Annotated in this window: 27 protein-coding genes and 1 tRNA gene; 19 read left to right on the top strand and 9 right to left on the bottom strand. The window is 71.7% G+C overall.

The annotated features are described in order from the left end of the window. Positions 1-57: 57 nt before the first annotated feature. From ACFFR3_RS29100 to lat, 8 genes are all read left to right on the top strand, one after another. Positions 58-1,614: a serine/threonine-protein kinase gene (locus ACFFR3_RS29100; protein ID WP_364370130.1), complete on the top strand. Its 1,557-nt coding sequence runs from the start codon at positions 58-60 to the stop codon at positions 1,612-1,614. Positions 1,615-1,752: 138 nt separating this feature from the next. Next, positions 1,753-3,114, top strand: coding sequence for a protein kinase family protein (locus ACFFR3_RS29095; RefSeq protein ID WP_364370127.1), 1,362 nt, complete (start codon positions 1,753-1,755; stop codon positions 3,112-3,114). 46 nt (positions 3,115-3,160) lie between these two features. Further along, positions 3,161-4,261 (top strand): DUF2510 domain-containing protein, encoded by a 1,101-nt coding sequence (locus ACFFR3_RS29090; protein WP_379484175.1) that lies wholly within the window; start codon positions 3,161-3,163, stop codon positions 4,259-4,261. A gap of 69 nt (positions 4,262-4,330) precedes the next feature. Further along, complete coding sequence (gene orn, locus ACFFR3_RS29085; protein WP_345388831.1) at positions 4,331-4,924, top strand: oligoribonuclease; 594 nt, start codon at positions 4,331-4,333, stop codon at positions 4,922-4,924. 67 nt (positions 4,925-4,991) lie between these two features. Next, a tRNA-His gene (locus ACFFR3_RS29080) sits at positions 4,992-5,067 on the top strand. Positions 5,068-5,278: 211 nt separating this feature from the next. Continuing rightward, entirely contained in the window at positions 5,279-5,503 is a 225-nt protein-coding gene (locus ACFFR3_RS29075; RefSeq protein WP_347699805.1) for a helix-turn-helix domain-containing protein, read from the top strand. A 171-nt stretch (positions 5,504-5,674) separates the two neighbouring features. Next, entirely contained in the window at positions 5,675-6,217 is a 543-nt protein-coding gene (locus tag ACFFR3_RS29070) for an HdeD family acid-resistance protein (protein WP_364370120.1), read from the top strand. A 58-nt stretch (positions 6,218-6,275) separates the two neighbouring features. After that, on the top strand, positions 6,276-7,544 hold the full coding sequence (lat, locus tag ACFFR3_RS29065) for an L-lysine 6-transaminase (RefSeq protein ID WP_379484174.1): 1,269 nt from the start codon (positions 6,276-6,278) through the stop codon (positions 7,542-7,544). Between the two features lie 6 nt (positions 7,545-7,550). Here lat and ACFFR3_RS29060 read toward each other — a convergent pair whose 3' ends face one another. Further along, positions 7,551-8,771, bottom strand: coding sequence for an NAD(P)/FAD-dependent oxidoreductase (locus ACFFR3_RS29060; protein ID WP_345388843.1), 1,221 nt, complete (start codon positions 8,769-8,771; stop codon positions 7,551-7,553). Between the two features lie 154 nt (positions 8,772-8,925). Between ACFFR3_RS29060 and ACFFR3_RS29055 the strand changes: the two genes are divergently transcribed. The 3 genes from ACFFR3_RS29055 to ACFFR3_RS29045 are packed head-to-tail and all read left to right on the top strand — an operon-like array spanning position 8,926 to position 10,241. Then, on the top strand, positions 8,926-9,195 hold the full coding sequence (locus ACFFR3_RS29055; RefSeq protein WP_379484173.1) for a transposase: 270 nt from the start codon (positions 8,926-8,928) through the stop codon (positions 9,193-9,195). Continuing rightward, the gene (locus ACFFR3_RS29050; protein WP_345388845.1) at positions 9,192-9,566 is read left to right on the top strand and encodes a hypothetical protein; all 375 of its coding nucleotides are present in this window, start codon (positions 9,192-9,194) and stop codon (positions 9,564-9,566) included. The genes ACFFR3_RS29055 and ACFFR3_RS29050 overlap by 4 nt, the downstream gene beginning before the upstream one ends. Then, on the top strand, positions 9,567-10,241 hold the full coding sequence (locus tag ACFFR3_RS29045) for an RNA-guided endonuclease InsQ/TnpB family protein (protein ID WP_345388847.1): 675 nt from the start codon (positions 9,567-9,569) through the stop codon (positions 10,239-10,241). A gap of 129 nt (positions 10,242-10,370) precedes the next feature. Here the strand turns inward: ACFFR3_RS29045 and trhA are convergent, their stop codons facing one another. Together trhA and ACFFR3_RS29035 are read right to left on the bottom strand one after the other, a co-directional pair. Continuing rightward, the gene (gene trhA / locus ACFFR3_RS29040) at positions 10,371-11,018 is read right to left on the bottom strand and encodes a PAQR family membrane homeostasis protein TrhA (protein WP_345388849.1); all 648 of its coding nucleotides are present in this window, start codon (positions 11,016-11,018) and stop codon (positions 10,371-10,373) included. A 175-nt stretch (positions 11,019-11,193) separates the two neighbouring features. After that, positions 11,194-12,726, bottom strand: a complete 1,533-nt coding sequence (locus ACFFR3_RS29035) for a penicillin-binding transpeptidase domain-containing protein (protein ID WP_364370111.1) — start codon at positions 12,724-12,726, stop codon at positions 11,194-11,196. Between the two features lie 50 nt (positions 12,727-12,776). On the opposite strand from ACFFR3_RS29035, the gene ACFFR3_RS29030 reads away from it, so the two are divergent. From ACFFR3_RS29030 to ACFFR3_RS29005, 6 genes are all read left to right on the top strand, one after another. Further along, positions 12,777-13,598: a spermidine synthase gene (locus ACFFR3_RS29030; protein ID WP_379484198.1), complete on the top strand. Its 822-nt coding sequence runs from the start codon at positions 12,777-12,779 to the stop codon at positions 13,596-13,598. 115 nt (positions 13,599-13,713) lie between these two features. Further along, complete coding sequence (locus ACFFR3_RS29025) at positions 13,714-13,995, top strand: hypothetical protein (protein WP_379484172.1); 282 nt, start codon at positions 13,714-13,716, stop codon at positions 13,993-13,995. Between the two features lie 32 nt (positions 13,996-14,027). After that, positions 14,028-14,978 (top strand): SPFH domain-containing protein, encoded by a 951-nt coding sequence (locus tag ACFFR3_RS29020; RefSeq protein ID WP_364370108.1) that lies wholly within the window; start codon positions 14,028-14,030, stop codon positions 14,976-14,978. 3 nt (positions 14,979-14,981) lie between these two features. Beyond that, positions 14,982-15,233 carry a type II toxin-antitoxin system antitoxin gene (locus ACFFR3_RS29015; RefSeq protein WP_345388859.1) on the top strand — a complete coding sequence of 84 codons (252 nt, stop codon included), beginning with the start codon at positions 14,982-14,984 and terminating at the stop codon, positions 15,231-15,233. Continuing rightward, entirely contained in the window at positions 15,220-15,858 is a 639-nt protein-coding gene (locus ACFFR3_RS29010; RefSeq protein ID WP_379484171.1) for a GPP34 family phosphoprotein, read from the top strand. The genes ACFFR3_RS29015 and ACFFR3_RS29010 overlap by 14 nt, the downstream gene beginning before the upstream one ends. Before the next feature lie 89 nt (positions 15,859-15,947). Further along, positions 15,948-17,105 (top strand): DUF418 domain-containing protein, encoded by a 1,158-nt coding sequence (locus tag ACFFR3_RS29005; RefSeq protein WP_364370101.1) that lies wholly within the window; start codon positions 15,948-15,950, stop codon positions 17,103-17,105. A 4-nt stretch (positions 17,106-17,109) separates the two neighbouring features. On the opposite strand, the gene ACFFR3_RS29000 is transcribed toward ACFFR3_RS29005, so the two are convergent. Together ACFFR3_RS29000 and ACFFR3_RS28995 are read right to left on the bottom strand one after the other, a co-directional pair. Further along, positions 17,110-17,784 (bottom strand): response regulator transcription factor, encoded by a 675-nt coding sequence (locus ACFFR3_RS29000; protein WP_364370099.1) that lies wholly within the window; start codon positions 17,782-17,784, stop codon positions 17,110-17,112. After that, positions 17,777-19,531: a sensor histidine kinase gene (locus ACFFR3_RS28995; protein WP_345388869.1), complete on the bottom strand. Its 1,755-nt coding sequence runs from the start codon at positions 19,529-19,531 to the stop codon at positions 17,777-17,779. Before ACFFR3_RS28995 ends, ACFFR3_RS29000 begins: the two co-directional genes overlap by 8 nt. 161 nt (positions 19,532-19,692) lie before the next feature. Between ACFFR3_RS28995 and ACFFR3_RS28990 the strand changes: the two genes are divergently transcribed. Continuing rightward, positions 19,693-21,090, top strand: a complete 1,398-nt coding sequence (locus tag ACFFR3_RS28990) for a serine hydrolase (RefSeq protein ID WP_379484170.1) — start codon at positions 19,693-19,695, stop codon at positions 21,088-21,090. Between the two features lie 202 nt (positions 21,091-21,292). On the opposite strand, the gene ACFFR3_RS28985 is transcribed toward ACFFR3_RS28990, so the two are convergent. The 4 genes from ACFFR3_RS28985 to ACFFR3_RS28970 all read right to left on the bottom strand — a co-directional run bounded on the left by ACFFR3_RS28985 (position 21,293) and on the right by ACFFR3_RS28970 (position 24,439). Further along, positions 21,293-21,856 carry a superoxide dismutase family protein gene (locus ACFFR3_RS28985; protein ID WP_379484169.1) on the bottom strand — a complete coding sequence of 188 codons (564 nt, stop codon included), beginning with the start codon at positions 21,854-21,856 and terminating at the stop codon, positions 21,293-21,295. A gap of 85 nt (positions 21,857-21,941) precedes the next feature. Next, entirely contained in the window at positions 21,942-22,226 is a 285-nt protein-coding gene (locus ACFFR3_RS28980; protein WP_345388873.1) for a 4a-hydroxytetrahydrobiopterin dehydratase, read from the bottom strand. A 53-nt stretch (positions 22,227-22,279) separates the two neighbouring features. Further along, positions 22,280-23,494, bottom strand: coding sequence for an aminotransferase class III-fold pyridoxal phosphate-dependent enzyme (locus tag ACFFR3_RS28975; protein WP_379484168.1), 1,215 nt, complete (start codon positions 23,492-23,494; stop codon positions 22,280-22,282). 30 nt (positions 23,495-23,524) lie between these two features. Continuing rightward, positions 23,525-24,439 carry a carbohydrate kinase family protein gene (locus ACFFR3_RS28970; protein ID WP_364370084.1) on the bottom strand — a complete coding sequence of 305 codons (915 nt, stop codon included), beginning with the start codon at positions 24,437-24,439 and terminating at the stop codon, positions 23,525-23,527. Positions 24,440-24,485: 46 nt separating this feature from the next. Here ACFFR3_RS28970 and ACFFR3_RS28965 point away from each other — a divergent pair, with 46 nt between their 5' ends. After that, positions 24,486-25,124 carry a TetR/AcrR family transcriptional regulator gene (locus tag ACFFR3_RS28965; protein WP_379484167.1) on the top strand — a complete coding sequence of 213 codons (639 nt, stop codon included), beginning with the start codon at positions 24,486-24,488 and terminating at the stop codon, positions 25,122-25,124. The last annotated feature ends 4 nt before the right edge of the window (positions 25,125-25,128 follow it).

Genomic DNA, 25,128 nt, shown 5'->3' with positions numbered 1-25,128 from the left:
TTAAGCTACGGTCCGTTTGATGAGGGTGGGGGCCCACAGACTCCAGAGGAGACCGTTATGCACGGTGATGGGCCATGGGGGGTCCCCGGGTACACGGAGGTGCGCGAGCTGGGCTCGGGCGCCGCCGGCCGGGTGGTCCTCGCCAGGCGCGATTACGACGGCGTCGAGGTGGCCATCAAGTACCTCAGCGACGAGCTGAGGTCGGACGTCTCGTTCGTCGCCAGGTTCCGGCATGAGGCGCGGCTGCTGGCCACGGTGCAGAGCGCGTACCACGCCAGGCTGATCGACTACGTCGAGTCCGGATACGGCGCGGCGATCGTCATGGAGCTGATCGACGGCGCCTCGCTGCGCGAGCTGATCAGGGCCGAGGGGCCGACGGGGCCCGAGGCGGCGCTGACCGTGCTCAAGGGCTCGCTGCGCGGCCTGTCGTCGGCGCACACGATCGGCATCGTGCACCGCGACTTCAAGCCCGAGAACGTCATGGTGCAGCGCGACGGCACCAGCAAGCTCGTGGACTTCGGCATCGCGGTCAGGGTCGGCGAGGGGGCGAGCGCGGCGGGGACGCCGCCGTACATGGCGCCCGAGCAGTGGGCGGGCGCCCCGGCGAGCCCCGCGACCGACGTGTACGCCGCCACCGTCGTCTTCTTCGAGTGCCTGACCGGCAACCGGCCCTTCCGCGCCCAGAACGTCGCGGCCCTGGCCCGCCAGCACCAGAGCGCCGCCCCGCCGGTGGGCGACGTGCCCGAGCCGCTGCGCGGGCTGGTCGAGCGCGGCCTGGCCAAGCGGGCGGACGACCGTCCCGCGTCGGCGCAGGCGTTCCTGGCCGAGCTTGAGGAGATCGCGGCGGCCGCGTACGGGCCCGACTGGGAGGAGCGGGGCCGCCGCCGCCTGGCCGCCCTGGCCGGCGCGCTGGTGGCGCTCTTCCCGACGGCGCTGGCCGACGAGCCGGCGCAGGCCGACACCTCGCTCGCCGAGACGCGCTTCCCCGAGCCGAAGGGCCTGCTCAGCAAGCTGCCCGCCAAGATCGCGGTCGCCGTGGTCGGCGTGGGCGTGATCGTGGGCGCCGTGGTGTTCGCGGTCGGGAACAGGTCGGACGAGACCGTGCTGCAGGCGCAGACCACGGAGGTCACGCCGACCACGGCCGAGCCGGGCACGCCTGAGCCCGTGGAGACGGAGCCCGAGGAGGAGCCGAGCGAGCCGGAGGAGACCGAGGAGGCGCCGCCCACGTTCGCGGAGGAGACGCCGGCGACCGTCCCGTCGGTGACGCGGTCCCAGGCGCCGCCGGCCGTGCGGCCCACCAGGACGCCGAAGGCGACCCCGACCAGGACGCGGCCGACCCGCCGCCCGGTCAGGACGCCCGCTCCGAAGCCCACGCCGACGAGCACGCCGACCGACGAGCCGGAAGAGCCCGACGAGCCGCGGATGACCGGCGACATCGACGACCCCAGGGGCGTCACGCCGGACAGCACGCCCACGCAGACGTCGAGGCCCGCCCCGACGATCAACCCGCCGACCCGCGACCCCGATCGGCCCACCAGCCGGCCGACGCAGTCCGGCGGGACGTCCCCTGAGTCGCCGCGCGTGCAGACGCCGACGGACGACGTCCCCCGCTGAAAGGCGGGCACGGAGAGAAGCTGCTCGGGCTCGCCCTCGTGACGAGGGGCGCGCCACCGGTCACACTTGCGGTGAAGGGCCGCAGGACGGGACCAAGCCGAAACAAGCGTTGATGGGCGCCGGGGGGCACGAACGGCGATGAACAACCCTGGAAACGGTATCGCCGGGTTCCGGCTCACCGAGCACACGTGGATGACCGAACTCGGCAACTGGATCGACGCCATCTCGCCCGACGGCCGACGGGCGGGCGCGCTGCTGTTCGATCCCAAGATCATCGGCCTGCCCGGCGTGCGCGACCGGGTGGTGCAGGCCGTCATGACGGATCAGCGGCTGGTGATGTCCGGGATGGGCGGGCTCATCCCGGTGGCCGACGTGGTGGCGGCCGGCGATCAGGTGTGGCTGCTCACCGCGCAGGCGGTCAGTCCCACGCTGGCCGACCTGCTGGCCGCCGGGCCCGTGGACCCGAACGGGGCAGCGTCCCTTCTGGTCGAGACCGCTCAGACGCTGCAGGCGCTGCACGCGTCCGGGGTGACGCACGGCTCCGTGCACCCCGGCACGGTGGTCGTGACGGCCGAGGGCGTGTCGCTGTTATCCGAGCGCGGGCTGTCGGACGCCATCCGCGCCCGCGTCTCGCCGCCCGAGCGGGACGCGGCCGGCTGGGCGTCGCTCGCGCGCGGGCTCGCGGCCTCGCTCGGTCCCGGCGCGCCGGCCGACCTGTTCGAGCGGGCCGCGGCCGCCGCGACCGCCCTGGGGCTAAGTGCGGCCAGGGACCTGCTGGTCAACGAGCGGGGCAGGCTGCCGGGCGGGCGGATCAGCAGGGACGGTTTGGCGCGGGCGGCACGCGGGCGGTCGGCGTTCGCGCAGCCCCCGTCGTACGCGCGGGCGCCGGTGCCCGTCCCCCAGGACGAGGGCGACATCGTCACCCTCCTGCACGTTCCGGCAGGATCGGTGCAGCCTGTCCACTTCGGCCCCGGGGTGGGCGCAGAGACCGGCACCCAGTCGCAACGGCCGGAGACGCCGGTCGAGCGGATCTGGCGGGAGGGCCGCGACGAGGCGGCCACCCTGCAGCGCACGGAACGCCAGGGCAGGGCCGCGCGGGCCAGGCGGCGGCGCACGATCCTGGCCGGGGTGCTCTTCGCGGTCATCATGTCCGGGGCCGTGCTGGCCTGGCTGCGGCTGGGCAACGCGCCCGACCTCGCCGTCAAGTCGCTGAACGTGGTGGCGCCGAAGAAGACGCAGGGCTGCGACAGCGCGGTCCTGGTCACGGCGACCGTGGTCACCAACGGGGCGCCGGGCGAGATCACGTACGAGTGGCGCAAGAACCTGGACGACGAGGTGGTGAAGGGGACGTTGCGTACCGAGTCCGACAAGACGTCGTACAAGGTGCCGCTGCGGTGGACGTTGCAGGGCAGGAGCAACGTCAAGGCCACGGCCACGCTGCGCATCCTCACGCCTGGCCCGGTGCGCAGCGACAAGGCGAGCTTCACGTACAAGTGCTGATCACCGCCCTGTGCGTGGCCAGGCGAACCTGACTAATCTGGCGACCATGACCACGCAGACCCCCGCGGGCTGGTACCCGGACCCCTATGGAGAGCCGCAGCTCCGCTGGTGGGACGGCACCCAATGGACGGACGCCACACACGCCCAGGAGCCGGGTCCGGCCCAGCAGCCCTCCGGTCCCCAGTCGCCTCTCCCCCGGTCCCAAGCGCAGACAGCGCCCCAAGCAGGGCCGGGATGGGCGACGACACCGGCCAACCCCACGTTGCAGTTCGGCCAGCCGACGTACGGGCAGGCCGCCTACGGCGCGCCGGCGCAGCAGCAACCGCCGTCGGGCGCGCACTGGGGCGGCACCCCGCTGCCCGGCCCCGGCTACGGGCCGCCGCCCAAGCAGAGCAACCCGCTGCCGTGGATCTTCGGCGGGCTGGCGGCCCTGGTGGTGCTCGCGCTGATCGTGGTCGCGGGCATCTTCTTCATCAACCGCGACACCACGCCGAGCGCCGCGCCGACGCCGACGTTCGAGCCGGAGCGCCCGCCGTCGCAGGAGCCCCCGTCGCAGGGGCCCCCGTCGCAGGAGCCGCTGCCCAGCCAGGGCGCCCAGTTCCCGCAGCCGTCCGGCGACCGCGTCACCGACGCCCGCGCCGGCGTCTCGTTCGAGGTGCCCGAGGGCTGGACGGTGCCGCGGTGGGAGGCGGTCAACAACGGCAGCCCGGTGGAGCAGCAGTTCTCCGCGGCGGTGCAGAAGATCGCGCAGGAGAACTACCGGGGCCAGTCCGACTGGGTGGGCAACGTCTACACGGGCGTGCTCAACGAGCTCTATCCCTACAACGGCGTCTCCGGCATGAGCGAGACCGCCAAGGCCGTCTTCGTGCACTTCACGACCCAGTACTACGGGCCCGCCCACGAGAGCAAGGTCGTCACCGACAAGAAGACGAAGATCGGCGACAAGGACGCGTGGGTGCTGGAGTTTCAGCTCGACTTCACGAAGGTCGCCGAGGACAACGGCTACAAGTGGAAGAAGGAGAACGGCGCGATCGTGCTGATGGACCGGGGTGCGGGCCAGAGCCCGGCCATCGTGTACGTCTCCGTCCCCGACAACCTCGGCACCGGCGTGGTCGGCGAGGTTCTCGACTCGCTCAAGCCCGCCTGACAGGTGGCACTAGGCTGATGGATGTAACAAGCGGGCGGATTGCTCCGAGCCGCTGGGCGAGGAGATCGAATGAGTGACTTGCTGGTCTGGATCGACTGCGAGATGACCGGGCTCGACCTGAGCCGCGACGCGCTCGTCGAGGTGGCGTGCGTCATCACCGACAGTGAGCTCAACCAACTGGACGAGGGCGTCGACGTGGTCATCAAGCCGCCGCCGGAGTCGCTGGAGCAGATGTCCGAGGTCGTACGCGAGATGCACACGGCCTCAGGGCTGCTGCCCGAGCTGGCGGGCGGTGTGACGTTGTCGGAGGCGGAGTCGCTGGTGCTCGACTACATCCGCCGTCATGTGCCCGAGCCGAAGAAGGCGCCGCTGTGCGGCAACTCGATCGGCACCGACCGCACGTTCATCGCGCGCGACATGCCCGGGGTCGATGGTTATTTGCATTACCGGATGATCGACGTCTCCTCCATCAAGGAGCTGGTGCGCCGGTGGTATCCCCGGGTCTACTTCGCGGCGCCGGAAAAGCAGGGCGGACACCGTGCTCTGGCGGACATCACGGAGAGCATCAGGGAGCTGCGCTACTACCGCGCGGCCATCTTCGTGGGTCAGCCGGGGCCCGATTCCGCGACCGCCCGAGCACTCGCCGAGCGTGTCACGGGCTAAAGGAGTGGCGTAAAGACTCCCGAACCCCGCTACACTTTTCCTGTGCCGCTTCTCGCGGGCGGCCATGGTGGGTGTAGCTCAGTTGGCAGAGCGCCAGGTTGTGGTCCTGGATGTCGAGGGTTCAAGTCCCTTCACTCACCCCATGTGGGCGAGGTTCCGCACCTTGTGACCTGAGAGATCGTCTCGGTCGCGGGTTGGGGCCTCGCCCTTTTCGTTGTTCCGGTCATCGTCCGCGTTTTTCCCGGGCAACACCCCCAAAACATGACAATGCGGGTTATGCTCGCTGTCTACTGCCAACGCCGGGAGCACGGGGGCCATCGGCGATCACCGTCCGCGCGCGCCCTCGGAGGCCGGATGAGAGTCGACGACGCAGCGTTCGAAAGCGTGTTCACGTCCCTGAGCAAACGCGAGGCCGAAGTCATGGACCTGATCGCGACGGGTCAGTCCAACGGGCAGATCGCCCAGCGGCTGTTCCTGAGCGAGAAGACGGTCAAGAACCACGTCAACCGCATCTACGCCAAGCTCGGCGTCGACTCCCGGGTGACGGCCATCGGGCTGTGGCTGTCACGCCAGGAGTGACACCGGGCGTCTGAGACGGCGCGGCCGCCCCCGGGCCGCGTCGCTCCCGCCTCGTCAGGGGCGTGCCGGGCCGCACGCCCCGCGCCCACGCGCGCTCCGCGGCCGGTGGGTCACCGACTTTTGACTCCGCACTGGTCTGTTTGCGGGAACGTCGCGGAAAGCAGACCAGGCATGGGAGATATCACGCGCTCGTGGTGGTTGCTGCTGGTTCGCGGTATCGCGGCTGTCATCTTCGGCATCCTCGCGCTCATCTGGCCAGGGCTCACCTTGCTCGCCCTGGTCATCTTCTTCGGCGCGTACGCCCTCGTCAGCGGTCTTTTCGCACTGTTCGCCGGGTTCCGCCACGGGGCGCAGTCGCGGGCCTGGCTGATCTTCTCGGGGATCATCGGCATCGTGGCCGGCCTCGTGGCGCTGGCCTGGCCCGGCATCACCTCGATCGCGCTGCTCTTCGTCGTCGCCGTCTGGGCGATCGTCTCCGGCGTCTCCGAGATCGTGGCCGGCATCCAGCTGCGCAAGCGGATTGACAACGAGTGGCTGCTCATCCTCGGCGGCGCGCTGTCGGTGATCTTCGGTGTGCTGCTGCTCGCATGGCCCGGCGCGGGGCTGCTCAGCCTGGCGTGGCTGATCGGGATCTTCGCCGTCCTGTACGGCATCGCGATGATCGCTCTTGCTTTCCGCGTGAAGAACTTCACTTCTGGCGCTCCCGTACCGTAAATTTTGTATACGTGACGGCGTTCCTCAAGAGGAATGTCAGAATCGCTGTGGAGGCGCCATGGACGTACACACCCGCCTTGCCCGCCACCTGCTCGTCGACGGCTACCGTCTCGTGCTCGACCTGGAGCTCAGCCGGGGCTCCTGGCTGGTCGACGCCCGCGACGGTCGTCGATATCTGGACTTCTACACGTTTTTCGCCTCGGCCCCCTTGGGCGTGAACCCCCCGTTCGACCCCGACTTCGCGCAGCTCCTCGGCCAGGTCGCGCGGAACAAACCGGCCAACCCCGACATCTACACCGAGCACCTCGCCGACTTCGTCGACACCTTCAGCCGCGTGCTCGGCGACCCCGACCTGCCCCACCTGTTCTTCGTCGAGGGCGGCGCCCTCGCCGTGGAGAACGCGCTCAAGACCGCCTTCGACTGGAAGAGCCGGCGCAACGAGGCCGCGGGACGCTCGCGCGGCCTCGGCACCAAGGTCATGCACCTGACCAAGGCCTTCCACGGCCGCAGCGGCTACACGCTGAGCCTGACCAACACCGAGCCGGGCAAGACCGACCGCTTCCCCCAGTTCGACTGGCCGCGCATCGACGTGCCCGCCATCCACTGCGGCGACGTCGAGGCCGCCGAGGAGCGGGCGCTGGCGCAGGCACGGGAGGCGTTCGAGCGCGACCCGTACGACATCGCCTGCTTCATCGCCGAGCCGATCCAGGGCGAGGGCGGCGACAACCACATGCGGCCCGAGTTCCTGCGCGCCATGCAGGAACTGTGCCACCGCCACGACGCGCTGTTCGTCCTGGACGAGGTGCAGACCGGCGGCGGCACCACCGGCACGCCGTGGGCCTACCAGCAGCTCGGCCTCGAGCCCGACGTCGTCGCCTTCGCCAAGAAGGTGCAGGTCGGCGGCATCATGGCGGGCCGCAGGGTGGACGAGGTGCCGGACAACGTCTTCCAGCGGAGCGGCCGCATCAACTCGACGTGGGGCGGCGGGCTGGTGGACATGGTCCGCAGCCGCGGCCTGCTGGAGATCATCGAGCGTGACGGCCTCATCGAGCGCGCCGGGACCCTCGGCGCCACGCTGCTCGAACGCCTGACGAAGCTGGAGGCCGAGCACCCCGAGACCGTCTCGAACGTACGGGGCCGCGGTCTCATGTGCGCCTTCGACCTGCCCGACGTGGGCGCCCGCGACACCCTGATCACCCGGCTCAGGGAGGAACACGGCGTGCTGGTGCTCCCGTGCGGGCCCAGGTCCGTACGCCTGCGCCCGGCGCTCAACATCCCCGAGACCGACGTGGACCACGGCCTGGCCGCCCTGTCGGCGGCCCTTTAGCCGGTCCTACTGCGTGACGCTGGCCCTGCTGCGGTGCGGGCCGGCGTACCGCCAGAAGAAGTTGAGCAGCACGCCCGCGCGGTTGCGTCCGCCCAGCAGGTACGCCACGTGCACGAAGATCCACACCAGCCACGCCGGCAGCCCGCGCATGGTCAACCCGTTGGCCAGCTGCAGCACCGCCTCCGCCTTGCCCACGGTCGCCATGATGCCGGGGTCGCGGTAGGAGAACGGCTGCAGCGGGCGGCCCCGCCAGGCCGCCGCGATCTGCCTGCCCACGTGCTTGCCCATCTGGATCGCCGGCTGGGCGAGCTGGGGCAGCACGTCGGGCGGCGCGGCCAGGTCGCCGGCCACGAAGATCTCCGGATGGTCCGGCACGTTGAGCGTGTCGGTGAGCGTGACCCGCCCGCCCTTGCCCTGCGGCAGCGCCCACGAACCCACCTCGGGCGGCGCGGTGACGCCGAGCGCCCACACGGTGACGTCGCTGGGCAGGCGGGTGCCGTCGGCCAGCACGACCGCGTCGGGCTCGACCGAGGCCACGGTGGCGCCGAGCCGCAGGCGCACCCCGCGCCTGCGCAGCGCCTCCGCGGCGGCGTCGCGCAGCCGCGGCTTGTACGGCGCCAGCACGTAGTCGAACCGCTCGACCAGCGTCACGCTGGTCTGGTCGTCGCGCAGCTCGGGATGCGTCAGCGGGATCGTGTTGCGGCGCAGCTCGGCCAGCGTGCCGGCCATCTCGACGCCGGTCGCGCCCGCGCCCACCACCACGACGTGCATGCTCTCGCGCCGGCCCGCCGCGGTGTCCTCCAGGTGGTGCTGGAGACGGCGGCGCAGCACGGCGGCGTCGCCGAGCGAGTAGATCGGCAGCGCGTTCTCATGGGCGCCGGGGACGTTGAGCCAGTTGGTGGTGACGCCGGTGGCCAGCACCAGGTAGTCGTAGTCGAGCGAGGTGCCGTCCTCGAACTCCACCCGCCGGTCATCCGCCAGGATCTTGCTCAGCGAGCCCCGCCTGGCCCGCACGTTCGGCCAGCGGGCGGCGTACGTGCGGGTCGGGTAGGACACGTCGGAGGTGCTCATGCCGGCCGTCGCGACCTGGTAGAGCAGCGGCTGGAAGGTCGCGTACGGGTTGCGGTCGACGAGCGTCACCAGCGCGCCGCTCCTGGCCAGCTCGCGGGTCGCGGCCAGCCCGGCGAAACCCGCGCCCACGACGACGACCCGTGCTCTCTTGCCCATCAGACTCTCCAGAGGGGACCATCGCCTTTAGGCGACGGGGGAATCGGGAGCGGGAGGGCCGTCAAGGCCCGAGCGTGCGGTGACCTGTCAGGTTCGCGCATCAGGGATCTCCGTTCGTAGCGCGTTAGATGGATAACACGGTAATAATGATCGTGTGGCTGGTCAGGTGCGCGCTTCCGCAGGCGCGGCGTACGACCTCGGATACCGCGTGGTGTGGTGCCCGACGTACCGCTGCCCGGCCTTCGGCGGCCGGGTGAAGGACCGCTTCAAGGAGTTGATCCGCGCCGAGGCCGGCGAGCACGGCTGGGAGGTCGTGGCGCTTGCAAGCAGGCCGCCGCGCTGGCGGCGTGCCTGGAGGATCACCGCACGCTGTACAACGCCGCGCTGGAGCACCGCCGCACCGCGTACGCCAAGGCGGGGGTGAGCGTCCGGTACGGTGACCAGTCGGCCGAGTTGAAGCACATCCGCGCCGACGACGCGGGCGGGCAGGGCCGGTGGTCGTTCTCCTCTCAGCAGGCCACGCTGCGGCGGCTGGACAAGGCGTTCCGCGCGTTCTTCGACCGCGTCAAGGCCGGGCGTACACCGGGCTTCCCACGGTTCAAGGGGCGTGGCCGGTTCGACAGCGTGGAATGGCCGAAAGACGGTGACGGCTGCCGGTGGGACTCCCAGCCCGAGCACCCCACCGCGACCTACGTCCGGCTGCAGGGCATCGGGCACGTCCGCGTCCACCAGCACCGCCCGGTCAGAGGCCGGGTCAAGACGATCAGCGTGAAGCGGGAAGGCTCCCGCTGGTAGGTGATCCTGTCGTGCGACGACGTGCCCGCCGAGCCGCTGCCCGCCACAGGCGCGACGGCCGGCATCGACTTGGGCGTCGCCTCCCTGGTCACCACCAGCGACGGCGCGCACGTGGCCAACCCGCGCCATCTCGCCGCGACCGCTGATCGTCTCGCCGCCGCGCAGCGCGACCTGGCCCGCAAGAAACGCGGCTCCAAGCGCCGCCGCAAGGCCGTCGCACGGGTGGCCGCCCTGCACGGCAAGGTCCGCCGCCAGCGCCTCGACCACACGCACAAGACCGCGAACGCACTGGTCCGCGACAACGACGTGATCGTGTACGAGGACCTGCGGATCACGAACATGACCCGCTCGGCGTCCGGCACGATCGACGCTCCGGGCCGCAACGTCGCGCAGAAGACGGGCCTCAACCGGAGCATCCTGGACGCGGGCTGGGGGGTGTTCCTGCAGATCCTCGCGCACAAGGCTGAAAGCGCCGGTCGAGAGCTGATCGCCGTGAACCCCGCCCACACCTCCCGCACATGCGCCCGATGCGGGCACCGCGCAAAGGACAACCGCCTCACCCAGGCCGCGTTCGCCTGCACGGCGTGCGGGCATGCCGCACACGCCGACGTGAACGCGGCCATCAACATCCTCAGGGCAGGGCTTGCCCTTCGCCAGGCTGCGGAAGCGGCTTAGCGAGAAGCCGCTCCCTTCAAGGAGCGGAGGAGTCACGACATGGTCCTTCCCCCTGAGAAGCGTCATGGATGCCTATGGGCGCGCCAGCTTCTCTTAAACCACGGGCCGGACAAGTCGCAGGTCGGTGCGTCAGACGTGGGAGTAGACCACGATCGACACCGCGATGTACTGCACGAGGTAGGCCGCCACCGTGAACGCGTGGAAGACCTCGTGGAAGCCGAACCAGCGGGGTGCGGGGTCGGGGCGGCGCAGGCCGTACACGACGGCGCCCGCCGAGTAGAAGACGCCGCCGACCGCCACCAGCACGACGGCGGCCACGCCCGCGCCCTCCAGGAGCTGGGGCATCACGAAGACGGCGGTCCAGCCGAGTGCCAGGTAGAGGACGGTGTAGAGCCAGCGGGGGGCGTTCATCCAGAACACCCGGAACAGCACGCCGGCCAGGGCGCCGCCCCAGATCACCGACAGCACCACCACCCGTGGGGTGCCGTCGAGTGCCAGCAGGGCGAACGGGGTGTAGGTGCCGGCGATGATCAGGTAGATGTTCGCGTGGTCGATCCGGCGCAGGAACTCCGCGAGGCGGGGACCGAGCGTGCTGCGGTGGTAGGTGGCGGAGATGCCGAACAACAACGCCGAGGTGATCGCATAGATGGCGGAGGCCAGCCGGGCCTGCAGGGTGGGGCCGAGCGCCACGAGCACGAACCCGGCGACCAGCGTCACGGGCAGCGCTCCAGTGTGCAACCAGCCTCGCAGCCTGGGCTTGGCGGTGATGGTCGTCATGAAACCTACGGTACCGTAGGTTACTAGTCGGAAAGGTATCGGGACCCGTAGAAAAAGGGCGAAACGCTTGAGCCGCTGGGAGCGGCGGGCGAGGTGCGGAAGGCCGCCGGAAGTGGCGGGCCAGGTGCGGGAGACCGCTGGGGAACGCCTCACAAGCCGCCGGCTGGGGAGCGCCTCACAAGCCGCTGAAGAAGCGGGCGGCGATCGGGACGGCGGCGGAGCGGCCCGAGCCGCCGTGCCGGACGAAGACGCAGAAGGCCAGATCGTCGCGGAAGCCGATGAACCAGGCGTGCGACGTGCCGTCCGGCACCTCGGCGGTGCCCGTCTTGCCAGAGACGTCGGCGGGCAGTCCCGCGCCACCGGCCGTCCCGTGGTCGACCACGGCGGCCATCATGTCGCGCAGCGCGGAAACCAGCCGGGAGTCCATCACCACGTCGCCGTGCGGGACGCCGTCGATGCGGCGTACCTGCTCCTTGGACAGCAGCCGCGGCGAGCGCCAGGTGCCGCTCTCGACGGCGGCGGCCAGCGCGGCCATGCACAGCGGGGTGGTGACGACCTCGCCCTGCCCGATGGCGTCGGCGGCGAGCATGTCGGGGTCGTCGGTCTCCGGCACCGCGCCGCAGCTGCCGCCGATGCCGGTCGCGATGGACCGGCCGAACCCCCACTCCTCGGCCGCCACCCGCAGGTCCGCGCTGGTCAGCCTGGTCGTCGTCTGCTCGACGAACGTCGTGTTGCAGGAGTGCGCGAACGCGTCGGTGAAGGTGACGACGCCGCGGTCCACCTCGCCGTCGTTGCTGTAGAGGCGGTGGAACGGGATCTGGTACGTCCCGGGGCAGCCGACCTGGGCCTGTGGGTCGAGCCCGCTCTTGAGCAGGGCCGCCGCGGTGATCGTCTTGAACACCGAGCCGGGCGGAAAGACGTCGCGCACGGCGCTGTAGTTGTCCTCCAGGCGGTCGGCCAGCGCCAGGATCTCGCCGGTGCTGGGCCGGATGACGATGATCGTGGAGTCGTCCACTCCGTCCAGCGCCCGCGCGGCCGCCGCCTGCACCGGGCGGGACAGGGTGGTGCGCTCGACCTCGGCCTCGGGTTTGCGGGTGAGCAGCCGCTGGTCGGGGCGTCCAGGCGCCTTGGCGACCAGCGCCCAGCCGTGGTTGGCCTGCTCGAACTCGGGTCTGAGCGGTTCGAGGTACGCCTCCGCGTAGCTGTCGACCGGGATCTTGTCGCCCTCGCTGGTGACCAGCTCGGCCGGGGAGGCGTCGATCTCGGTCAGCTCCAGCGTGCCGCCGTCCTTGAGCAGCGGGTGCAGCGTCTCGGGGGTCCATAAGACCTTCCACGCGCGGTCGCGCACGGCCATGCGCAGGACCCCGTCGAACGGCCACTCCCCCAGCTCCGCCAGCACCCGCACCCCCGAGAACGGCACCTCGGCGCTCTCCTCCCCCGTGCCGCGCAGCGCGCCCGGGGTGAGCTGGAGCGACTCGACCTGCAGGTCCTCGCTCAGCTCCCGATGCCGTACGGAGAAGTCGCCGGGAGGCTGGTGGACCAGCCGCGCCATGGCCAGCAGGTCCCCTTTGCCCCAGGCGGCGAAGTACGCGGCGGCCGTCTGAGCAGCGCTGCCTTTGATCCGGTTGGATGCGATGACGGCGAAAGCACCGGCCCCAACTATCGCGACAACGGCGATAACGAGCACAATCAGCCTTCGACGTCGCATACGGTGCTCCCAGGAGGCGATGAGACGTGGCACGTGGACAGCGGGAACCTATGCCCGGCCGTTATCCGGTGACGTTCGGAGAGATCGAGCTGCTCCGAGACCTCGACCGGCAGGACGGCTGGGTGCTGTCCAAGGATGGCGTACCGCAGTCGTATGTTGATCTACAAGACCCGACATTTCTCGAATTTGAGTATGTACGACTCATGGCGGATGTGATCGACCTTTTGCCGGAAGGGCCGCTGAGCTGCGTACATGTCGGCGGCGGCGCCTGCACGATCCCCCGCTACGTCTCCGCCACCCGGCCCGACTCCCGCCACATCGTGATCGAGCCCGACGGGCTGCTGGTCAACCTCGTACGCGAGCAGCTCGACCTGCGCTCGGTGCCCAAGCTGAAGGTCATCGTCGCAGGCGGGCGCGAAGGCACCGGCAAGGTCTGGGACACCACCGCCGACCTGGTGGTCCTCGACGCGTTCAGCGGGGCGACGATGCCGGTCGAGCTGGCCACCGCCGAGTACATGGGCGACATCGCGCGCGTGCTGCGGCCCGGGGGCACGCTGCTGATCAACCTGGCCGACGGCAAGGGGCTCGCGTTCGCCAAGCGGCTGCTCGCCACCGTGACCGGCACGTTCCGGCACGTCGTGCTGCTGGCCGAGCCCGGCGTCATGCGGGGGCGGCGGTTCGGGAACCTCATCGTGGCCGCCTCGCGTACCGAACTGCCCACCGACCTGCTCACCCGGCGCGCGGCCGGCGGGCTGACGCAGGCGCGCTGCGTGCACGGCGAGGCGCTGACGAACTTCATCGCCGGCGCCGCCGCCATCAACGACGGTGACGCCGTGCTCGCTCCGGTGCCGCCGCCCGCCGTCTTCGGCTGAACACCGGTTTCGCGCCTTCGGCGGCCGGGCCGCCGACGTGGCCCACTGCCTCATCGAGGGCGACGACCTCTGCGAGGCGCACCCCGCGCCGGACGGCGACCCGCACAGGACCGCGATGACCGAGGCCAACCTGGCCGCCGTCTGGGCGAACTACGCCGCGCTCGGCTACCGCCGGCTCATCTACACCAACACCGTGAGCGTGCTGGAAGCCGACCTCATCACACGCGATCACACGCGCGACGTCCGGCGGCCCCGCCCGGATCATCGGCGTCATGCCGACCGCCACCGACACCACCGACACCACCACCCCCGCCCAACCGCCCGCAGCGGCCGAGCGCGGAAGGGTCGCCACGGGAGGGGTTTCCTCTTCCTGGAAAAAGTGATATCACTTTGCTAGCAAGGTGAAGTCACGTAGAAGGGGACGAGACGATGGCGGAGACATCGGGCGGGGTCGCTCTCGAGAGCACCGTCGTGGAGATGCCGGCACCGCGCACGAGCGAGCGCCCGGTCAGGGCGGCCAACGGGTTCGTGATGCTGGCGGTCTCGACGCTGGTGTTCCTGGCCGGCGTGGCGCTGCTGGTGGTGGGCATCGCGCTGCTCGCCTCGGGGGCCGGGCAGGGCGGGCTGTTCACGATGATCGCCGGCGCGCTGGTGATGGCGATCGGGTTCGTGATGTTCTTCGGGCTGACGGCCGTGGCGCCGGGCGAGGCCAGGGTGGTGCAGCTGCTCGGCCGGTACGTCGGCACGCTGCGCACCCCCGGCTTCCAGTGGGTCAACCCGATCACCGCCCGCCGGCGGGTCTCCACGAGGATCCGCAACCACGAGACGGACGTGACGAAGGTCAACGACGCCGACGGCAACCCGATCCAGATCGCGACCGTGGTGGTCTGGCAGGTGGAGGACACCGCACAGGCGGTGTTCGAGGTGGACGACTTCTTGGAGTTCGTGGCCATCCAGGCCGAGACGGCGGTCCGGCACATCGCGGGCAGCTACCCGTACGACGCGCACGGCGACCCGCGGCTGTCGCTGCGTGACAACGCCGACGAGATCAACGAGCAGTTGTCGGCGGAGATCGCGGCGCGGGTGTCGTCGGCCGGCGTCAAGGTCATCGAGTCGCGCATCATCCACCTGGCCTACGCGCCGGAGATCGCTCACGCCATGCTCCGCCGCCAGCAGGCGGGCGCGATCGTGGCGGCCAGGCAGCGGATCGTCGACGGCGCGGTCGGCATGGTCGAGATGGCCCTGGAGAAGCTGGCCGAGCACGAGGTGGTCGAGCTGGACGAGGAGCGCAAGGCGGCCATGGTGAGCAACCTGCTCGTGGTGCTGGTCGGCGACCGCGACACCCAGCCCGTCGTCAACGCCGGCACGCTCTACCAGTAACCCGTGGAACGCAAGAAGATCCTGCTCCGGCTCGACCCGGTGGTGCACGACGCGCTCGCCAAGTGGGCCGCCGACGAGCTGCGCAGTACGAACTCCCAGATCGAGTTCCTGCTGCGCAGGGCGCTGGCCGAGGCGGGACGCCTGCCCGAGGGGGTGGGGCGGATACGCCCGCGCGGGCGCCCGCGCAAGACACCCGACGGCGAGAGCCGCGATGAGGAGGAACCACCCGATGCAGACGCCGGTGAGGCATCATGAGCCGCTGACCCGATCGGCCTTCCTGCTGGCCTTCGACCTGCGCAAGGACCGGCTGGTCCAGCACATGGAGCTGGGCCACCTGCTGCGCGCCGCCGCGCTCGCCGAGCTGCTGCTCCAGGGCAGCCTGGCCGATGACGGGGGCAAGGCCAAGGCCGTGCGGCCGCCCGCCGGCCTCGCCCCCGCCTCGCTGCCCGCGGCCGTCTGGGAGGAGATCTCCACCTCGCCGCCGCGCTCCTGGCGGCGCTGGATCCGCAAGGACCACGCGAAGGCGGTCACGCTGGTCCGCGACGAGCTGGCCGCCGACCGGCTGATCCGGGTGGAGCGGCGGCGGGTGCTGCTGTTCCCGGTGGAGCGGGTCGTGCCGCGCCGTCCGTACGTCTCGCGCCGGCTCGCCGAACGGGTGAGCAGGGCCGTGCGTGGCGGCCGGCCGGTGAGCCGCGTCGAGCCCGACCTCCGGGTGCTCGCCGCGCTGGCGGCGGCGGCCCGCATCAGATCGGTCGTCGGGGACGGCGGTCCGCACGACGGCCGCGACCGCGTCGAACAACTCGCCCAGCCCGTCGAACCGATCGCCACCGCCCTCCGCAAGATCATCGACGCCATCAAGAGTTCATCCAGCGCAGGCTGACCCAGTTCCCGGACCCCGCACGACGACAGCGGCGATCGCCTCCCCGCGTACCTCCAGTGAGCACGACGACATCCCAGAGGGGGAGTCTCATGACCGTGTCCACGCAGGCGCCGGCCGTGCCGGCTGGCACTGTTTCCCGAGCGCTGGCGCCCGATCTCGCCAGGGGCGCGATGTTGCTGGCGATCGCGTTCGCGCACGCGCCGCTGTTCATCGACGGCACCAGCAAGAGCCCGCCCCTGGCCGGCGTCATCACCGACGTCTTCCACTTCCTGTTCGTCAACAACCACGCGCGGCCGCTGTTCGCGTTCCTGTTCGGCTACTCGCTGGTCCAGCTGCTCGACCGGCGGCTCGCGCGCGGCGCCGGCTGGGTGGGGGCGCGCAAGCTGCTGCGCCGCCGCGGCTGGTGGCTGGTGGTGTTCGGGCTGGCGCACACGGCGCTGCTGGTCCCGATCGACATCCTGGCCGGTTACGGCGTGACCGCCCTCATCCTGGTCCCCCTGCTGCGCCGCTCGGACAGGGCGCTGTTGTGGACGGCCGGGCTCACGCTGGTGCCCGCCACGCTGCTGACCGGGGCCGCCATGTGGCTGCCGATGTCGCAGGGCCGGCACACGTACGACGCGAGCAGCGTGGCCGTCGAGCCGGGCGGCTCCTACGCGGCCGGGCTCGTCGAGCGGGTCTCCGTGTGGCCGCTCGCGCTGATCATCGAGCTGCTCCTCGTGATCCCCGGCGTGGTGCTCGGCATGTGGGCGGCCCGCCGCCGCTTCCTCGACGAGCCGGAGCGGCACCGCCCGTTCCTGGTGCGCGTGGCCGTGCTCACCACCGTCGTGTCGATCGCCGGCTCACTGCCCGCCGCGCTCATGCACGCCGGCGTGTGGACCGATCCGTCCGGTGCGGCACTGTGGGCGGCGGTCCTGGCCCAGCCGCTCACCGGGTACGCCGGCGGCATCGGCATGGCGGCGATCGTCGCCCTCATCGCGATCAGGGCGGCGAAGCGGCGCGGCCGGTTCACCACCATGGTCGAGTCGCTCGGCCAGCGGTCGATGAGCATGTACCTGTTCCAGTCGGTCGCGTTCGTCCTGCTCTTCGCCCCGTACGCGCTGGGCCTCCAGGACGACCTGGGCAGGACGGGCGCCACGCTGGTCGGCGCGGCCACCTGGGCGCTGTCGCTGCTGCTGGCCGACGTGATGCGGCGGGCCGGTCACCGGGGCCCGGCCGAGCTGCTGCTGCGGCGCCTGGCCTACCGCTGAGCCGTCAGGGCTCCGGGCCGAGGTAGGCCAGCACCGCGGCCACCCGCCGATGCACGTCGCCGCTGTTCTCCAGGCCGAGCTTGGTGAAGATGGCGTTGACGTTCTTCTCCACCGACGAGATCGACAGGTGCAGGGCGCGGGCGATGGCGGCGTTCGTCCGGCCGTGGGCCATCTCGCGCAGCACGTCCCGCTCCCGCGCGGTCAGCTCCTCCTGCTGGCCGCGCACGTCGCGCCTGGCCAGCAGGCCCTCCACCACCTTGGGGTCGATGACGGAGCCGCCCGCGGCCACCGCCTGGATCGCGCCGAGCAGCTCGTCCAGGTCGCCGACGCGGTCCTTGAGCAGGTACGCGTACCCCTCGGTGCCGTGCTTGAACAGCTCGAACGCGAACAGGGCGTCCGAGAACTGCGACAGCACCACCACGCCCACCTCGGGGTGCGCGGCGCGGATGCGGTGGGCGGCGTCGATGCCCTCGAAGCCCTGCCGCCACTGCCCGCCGGGCATCCTGATGTCGGTGACGACGACGTGGGGGCGCAGGCGGCGTACGGCGTCGAGCAGTTCGTCGGCGTCACCGACCGCGCCGACGACGCTCACCTCGCCCGACAGCTCGAGCAGCCGCCTGGTGCCCTCGCGGACGAGGTAGTGGTCGTCGGCCACCACCGTGCGGATCTGCTCAGCCATCGACGGGCACCCATGCGTCCATCCGAGTCCCCTTCCCCGGTTCGCTGTCCACGGTCAGCCCGCCGCCGAGCGCGTCGAGGCGGTCGGCGAGGGTGGCGAGCCCTCTGCGAGCCGCCGTACGCGGGTCGAAACCCGCGCCGTCGTCGGCCACGATGGCGCGCAGGCGTCCGTCGTCCTGTGACAGGCGCACGTCGATGTGGCCGGGTTCAGCGTGTTTGAGTGCGTTGGCCACGCCCTCGCTGACCGTGAAGTACATGGCGCCCTCGACCTCGTCGGTGAAGCGGCGGGCGCGCAGCGGCGGCGGCGGCGCGCTCACCGTCGTACGGACGGGCAGCCGCGAGCAGCGCTCCTCCACGGCCTCGACCAGCCCGCCCTGGCTGAGCGATGACGGGTGGATGCCGGCGGCCAGCTCGCGCAGGTCGTCGAGCGTCTGGCGGGCCTGTTCGCGCAGGTGGGTCAGCATGTCGGGGCCCGCGCCCGTGGCCCTGGCGAGTTCGAGCCCGGCGATGAGGGCGACGAGCTGCTGCTGCACGCCGTCGTGGATGTTGCGCTCGATGCGGCGCCGCTCGGCCTCCTGCGCGTTGACCAGGCGGGTGACGAGCCCGGCGCTCTGGATGGCGAGCCCGGCCGGCACGGCGAGCGCTTCGAGCAGGCGCCGGTCGGTACGCGTGAGCGGCCCGCCGTCCCTGGGCCCGCAGGCGATGCGGCCGAGGTCGCCCGGCACGGGCAGCTCAAGGGCGGCCGGCCCGTCCTCCTCGCCGGCGACCACGCGGGTGCCGTCGGCGAGCGTGACGGCCGCCCACCTGAGGTCGAGCCCGGCGCGGATGGCGGCGGCGAGCCGACCGAGCTGCTCCACGGGCTCGGAGGTGCCGGCGAGCGCGGTGCCGAGGTCGGACAGCACCTCGTCCGCGGTCGGCCGCAGGTCGAACACGAGGTGCAGGCGCGAGCCCCTGATGCCGACGCGGACGTCGAGCAGCCGGTGCCGGAAGATCGCCACGGTGATCGCGGCGGGCAGGGCCCCGACGATCGCCAGCATCCCGACCATGATGACGGGCCAGGCCTGCTCGTGGGCGCCGAGCGAGCCGCCCAGGCCGAAGAAGAGCGCGACCACGCCGGCCAGGGTGGCGGCGGTGCCGCCGACGATCCACGCGTACTGGCCGCGCTCCCCTGGCGCGCTGCGCCGCCAGCGCATCACGAGCCCGCAGAACACGACCACCGCCATGATGATCACGACGAGCTGCCCGGCGGCCTGAACGAGCCCGACGGCGAGATCGAGCGGCGTCGTGGGGCCGCCCGGCGGGCCGTAGGGGTTCTCGGCCATCAGCACGGTGCCGGCGGTGTGCACGACGAGCGCGGCGGCGGAGATCCACGCCACCGGACGCCAGCGCCGCGAGGGCAGCCGGCCGTCGGGGAAGAGCAGCGGCACGAAGACCCAGGTCAGCGCGTAGAAGGGGGCGTAGAGGGCGGTGAGCGGGACGACGAGCAGGTCGGGTGCGCCGCGCGCGGCCAGGCCGACGCCGAGCCCGCCCAGCCCGAACAGCAGCGCGGCGGTCAGCAGCAGCGGGCCGTAGCGCAGCTCGGGCCGCCGCACGGTCAGCAGCCAGCCCAGCGCGGGCAGCGGTAGCGCGATCACGACGTAGACCCACTGCGTCGCCGGGGCGGGCAGCCCGCTCTCCAGGAGCGCGCCCGTGGTGGCGGTCGCGGCCGCGGTCAGCGCCGTCAGCCCGGCCAGCGGCCTCGAACTCATAGGCTCCCATCGTGGCGAGCGTGCGGGTGGGCGTCTATGAGGTTATCCGCATATTTTGTACGGCCACCCGCACCTGCCACGACGGTGGCTCACACGGTGGTCCCCGGCCGGGCGACGGCGATCGAATGGTGGTCACGTAGCCGACCCCCGAAGGAGGGTGCATGACCACCCGATCGAAGCCCGCCCGGTTCCTCGCCGCCGCCACGCTCGCGGCGACCATGGCGGTGACGACAACGGTGACGACGACGCTGACGACGACGCTGACGACGACGGCGGCTCACGGGAGCGCCGCCGTACCCGCCCAGGCCGCAGGCACCTCCGCGGCGGGCGCCGTCGCGGCGCCGGCGATCCCGGACACGCCGGCGGGCAAGCAGCTCGGCTGGGTGCTGGAGGCGGTGTCCCGGGCGCCGCTCCCCGAGGCCGAGCTGCGCGCGCACTTCACCGCCGGTTTCCTCGCGAGCATCCCGCCGGCCCAGCTCAACCAGGCGCTGGCGACGTTCAAGGGCATGAAGCTGGAGCGGCTGACGTCCACGCAGGACCGGCAGCTCGTGGCCCGCGTGCTGGTCGGCCGCACCCCGATCGACCTGGCGCTCACCGTCGACGGCGGCGGGCTGATCGACGGGCTGCGGTTCGGCGCGCCTGAGGTGCGCAGCTGGAGCGAGGCGGACCGGCGGCTGCGCGCGATCGCGCCGCGCACCGGCTTCCTGGCGGCCGAGCTGACCGCCGGCGGCGGATGCCGCCCCGTGCACGCCATCGCCGCGGGCAAGCGCCTGCCGCTCGGGTCCATGATCAAGCTGTACGTGCTCGGCACGGTCGCCCAGCAGATCAAGAGCGGCCGGTTCGGCTGGGACACCGAGCTGACGATCACGCGGGAGCTGAAGAGCCTGCCGGGCGGCGAGCTGCAGGAGCGGCCCGACGGCAGCAAGGTCACCGTGCTTGAGGCGGCCAAGCTGATGATCTCGATCAGCGACAACACGGCCACCGACCTGCTGATCCACAAGGTGGGCCGCAAGGCGGTCGAGCGGACGCTGCGCTCCTGGGGCGTGCGCGACCGGCGCAACGAGCCGCTGCTGACCACCAGGGACCTGTTCGTGCTCAAGGGCGTGAAGTATCCGCGCCACGCCAGGAAGTATCTGGCGATGAGCGACGCGAAGCAGCGCTCCTACCTGGAGAAGGTGGTGGCCGGGCAGGACCTGTCGGCGTTCGAGCTGTACACGGCGCCGCGCGAGCTGGACACCGTGGAGTGGTTCGCCTCCCCCAAGGACATCTGCCGCGCCTACGCCGAGCTGGTGAAACTCGGCGACGAGCGCGTCGGGCAAGTCATGTCGATCAACGACGCCGGGCTCGGGCTGGACAAGAAGGCGTGGCCGACCGTGTGGTTCAAGGGCGGGTCCGAGCCCGGCCTGTCGGACCTGAGCTTCCTCGCGCGGACGGCCGGCGGGAAGACGTACGTGGTGGTGGCGATGGGGGCCGACGGGAAGGCCCCCATCAGCGAGGCGGCGACGCTCGACCAGGTGGCCGTGGCGCGCGGCGCCTTCACCCTCGCCAACGGCTCCTGACGCACCCAGAACGGCCGGGCGCCCCGCCCCGGACGGGCGCCCCGCCCCGGACGAGCGCCCCGCCTCGGACGAGCGCCCCCACGGGCGAGCGTCGCTGCGGGCGAGCGTCGCTGCGGGCCTCCAGCGGCCAGGCGCCCGGCTCCGGGCGGGCGCCTGGTCTGGGTGGGCGCCTGGTCTGGGTGGGCGCCTGGTCCGGGCGGCTCTACTTCAGGGTCAGGCAGGCGACGCGGTCGCCGGCGGTGCCGACCTGGGGGCCGGACTTCTTGGTGGCCTTGGAGTGGATGACCAGGGAGCCCGGCAGCTTGGCACGTTCCAGCGCCCAGTCGTTGCGCGCGGCCGAGCGGCCCTGGCCCTCCTCGTTGGTGGTGAAGTCGAGCCACACCTCGCTCACCGGGTCGATCTGGCCGGGGTGGTGCTGGTAGTGGGGGCCGGCGGCCTCCGGGTCGGTGCCGCACGGCTTGGCGTGCAGGTGGGCGCCGTACGTGCGGCGCGGCCGCAGCCCCTCGACCACGAGCGAGGTGCGGGTCTGCCCGCCGGACGACTCCACGGTGACGCTGGCCTGCGCCCCCTGGGGGGCGAGCTTGCGGTCGTAGACGATGGCCGCGGTGTCGTCCTTGGAGAACTCGCCCGCCGCGCTGAGGTTGATCGTCTCCTCGGGCGCGGTCTTGGCGTTCTGGACCGGCGCGGACGGCCCCGCGCACGACGTGATGGAAGCCGCCACAGTGGCGGTCGCCGCCAGGCTGAGCAGGAACGCGGACACACGCATGAGACCCCCCATGAATCCGAGCCCTTCCGGCACGCGGGCTCCGAGAGGCACCCACTCTAACGAGTGACCGGGCCGCTACGTATCGTCATTCCGCTGCAGCACCATGTTTTGCCACGATCTCGTCGATGTGTGCCGCCAGTGTGACGTCCTTGTCCGTCAGGCGGCCCGCCGAGTGGGTGGTGAGCGCCAGGTGCAGCGTGCGCCAGCGAATGTCGATGTCGGGGTGGTGGTCGAGCTCCTCGGCCCGTACCGCGATCTCGTCCACGATGCGGATCGCGGTCGGGAAGTCGGGCGCGGTGACCGTACACCTGATCTCCTCGCCCACGCGCTGCCAGGCCGGCACTCCGGCGAGCTTGCTCTCGATGTCCATGGCACCACCGTACGGCGGCGCCCCCGTGAGCGTCCGGAGGCGCCGTCGTGGTGTCAGCCGAAGTGCGCCCTGGTCTCCGCGAAGGCCTGGTCGGTGCCCTCCAGCGCGGCCGCCACGTCCTCCTCGGTGTGGGCGGCCGACAGGAACCAGTTGTGCCAGGGGTGCAGGTAGACGCCGTGCCGCAGGCAGGCGTCCGTCCAGTGCATGGCCACCGACAGGTCGGCGTCGCCGTCGAAGCTGAGCCACGGGATCGTCACGGGGCCGGTCTGGTTGATCGTGAACCCGTGGGACTTGGCCTGCGCGTACAGGCCCTCCCTGAGCTGGGTGCCGGCCCGCTCCATGGCGGCGATGCCGTCGGTGTCGCGCAGGGTCTCGATCGTGGCCTTGGCCGCCGCCATCGCCACCGCCGAGAACCAGAACGAGCCGGTCGAGTAGAGCTGCTGGGCCGCGCCGCGCAGCGCGTCGGTGCCGGTGACGGCGGCGATGGGGTAGCCGTTGGCCATCGCCTTCGACCAGGCGGTCAGGTCGGGACGCACGCCGTACGGCTCCCACGACCCGCGCAGGTCGATGCGGAACCCGGCGCGGACGTCGTCGATGACCAGCGCCGCGCCGATGCGGTCGGCCAGGGCCCGCGCGCCGCGCGCGAAGGCGGGCTCCACCAGCTCCTGGTCCTCGAACGAGTCGTGCTTGAAGGGCGTGACGATGATCGCCGCCACGTCGCCCTCGACGGTGGCGGCCGCGGCCTCCAGCGACTCCAGCGAGTTGTAGGCGAACTCGACGAGGTCGGCCCGCTCGTTCGGGGTGGTGCCGGCGGGCGACGGCGTGCACCACGGGTCGGCCCCGTGGTAGGCCCCGTGCGCCATCAGCACCTTCGTCCTGCCGGTCGCGGCCCGCGCGACCATGAGGGCCTGGGTGGTGGCGTCGGTGCCGTTCTTGGAGAACATCGCCCAGTCGGCGCTGGGGATGGTGTCCACCAGCAGCTCGGCCAGCTCCACCATGATCGCGCCAGGCCCGTTGAGGCAGTCGCCGAGCGCGGCCTGCCGGGCGGCGGCCTCCTCGACGCGCGGGTGGTGGTGGCCCAGCACGACCGGGCCCCAGCTGCACATGAAGTCGATGTACTCGCGGCCGTTCGCGTCCCACTGGCGGCAGCCCCGGCCGCGCTCGAAGAACTGCGGGAAGCCGGGGGCGAACAGGGCGGCGTTGAGGTGGCCGTACATGCCGCCCGGGACGACCTTGAGTGCGCGCTGACGAAGCTCTGCGTCGGTCATGGAGTGAATCCTCAAGGATGGAGACGCCCTTTACAGGAGGGCGAGGGTGGAGTCGAGATCGGTCAGCCCGGCGTCGGAGCCGAGGCCGGTGGCGACGCGGGCGGCCGCGGCGGTGCCCCAGCGGGCGGCGGTCAGGACGTCGCGGTCGTGGAGCAGCCCGGTCAGGAACCCGGCGCAGTACGCGTCACCGCACCCGGTCGTGTCGGCCACCTCCGTCTTGAGCGCCGGCACCCGCTCCTCGCCGTCCGCCGTGACGACGAGACTGCCCGCCTCCCCCTGCGTGACGAGCACGCCACGGGGGCCGTCCGCGAGCAATGCCCGCGCGGCGGACGTCACGTCGGGTTCGCCGGTCATGAGCAGGGCCTGCGACTCGTTGGGCAGGACGTAGTCCACGTGCGGCAGGAACGCCCTGGCCATGCCCAGCAGGTCGGGCATCTCCGACAGCAGGTCCATCGTGACGATGGTGCCGGCCGCGCGCAGCTCGTCGAGCAGGGCGAAGAAGGCGGGGTCGCCCAGGCCGAACGTGACGTCCATGCCGCCCAGGTGCACGGCCCTGGCGCGGCGCAGCACGGCCACGTCGAGGTCGGCGTAGGCGACGGTGAGGTTGGCGCCCGGCACGTGGAAGCTGGGGCGGCCGCCGTCCGGCCTGATGGGCAGGATCGAGGCCGCCGTGCGCTCCCCTGCCCTGCGGGCCAGCGCGGAGGTGTCGACGCCGCGCTTGGCCAGCACCATGAGCAGGAAGTCGGCGAGCTCGTCGTCGCCGACCGCTCCCATGGTGACCACGTCGTTGCCCAGCTTGACCAGATCGACCGCGGTGCCCGCGGCCGCGCCCGCAGCGGTCAGGCGGATCTGGTCGACCAGCACGGTGTCCTGGCCCTCGGGGATGTGATCGACGGGCCTGGCGAGGATGTCGACGATGTGGACGCCGACGGTGACGACGGTCATAGTCTAAATAGACAGACGTCCGAATAAAAAGTCAACGGAGGGGCCGATGCCGAAGATCGTCGATCACGACGAGCGCAGGCGCGAGGTCATGTCAGCGGCGCGCCGGGTGATCGTCAGGGACGGCATCGACGCCGCCACCACCCGCGCCATCGCCAAGGAGGCGGGCTACTCCAACGGGGTGCTCGCCCACTACTTCGCCGACAAGGACGAGATCCTGCTCTCCGCGCTGCGGCAGTCGCACGAGCGCATCCGCGCCCGCCTGACCGCCAAGGTCGAGGGGGCCTCCGGGCCGCTGGCCGCCCTGCGCGAACTGCTCCTCGACAACCTGCCCCTGGACGCCGACCGCGCCCAGGAGACCCGCCTGGAGGTCAGCTTCTGGAGCCGCAGCCTCGCCACCGAAGAGCTGGCCGAGGTCCAGCGCGCAGAGGCGAGCGACCTACGAGCCGCCGTCCGCGCCCTGCTCGACCGCGCCCATGAGGCCGGCGAGCTGCGCCACGGCGTCCCTAGCGCCCCCAGCGCCCCCAGCGCCCCCAAGGACCCCAGCACATCCGACGAGCTCGACGACCTCGCTGAGGAGTTGCTGGCGCTGGTCGATGGGTTGAGTTTGCATCTGCTGCTCTATCCCGGGCGGTTGAGCCGGGAGCGGGCTGAGCGGATCATGCTGGGCGCGATCGAGCGCCTGTGATGGA

Source organism: Nonomuraea salmonea (assembly GCF_042428605.1).
GTDB lineage: Bacteria > Actinomycetota > Actinomycetes > Streptosporangiales > Streptosporangiaceae > Nonomuraea > Nonomuraea salmonea.
Note: the sequence above shows the minus strand (reverse complement) of the source record. Positions and strands in the feature narration are given on the sequence as shown.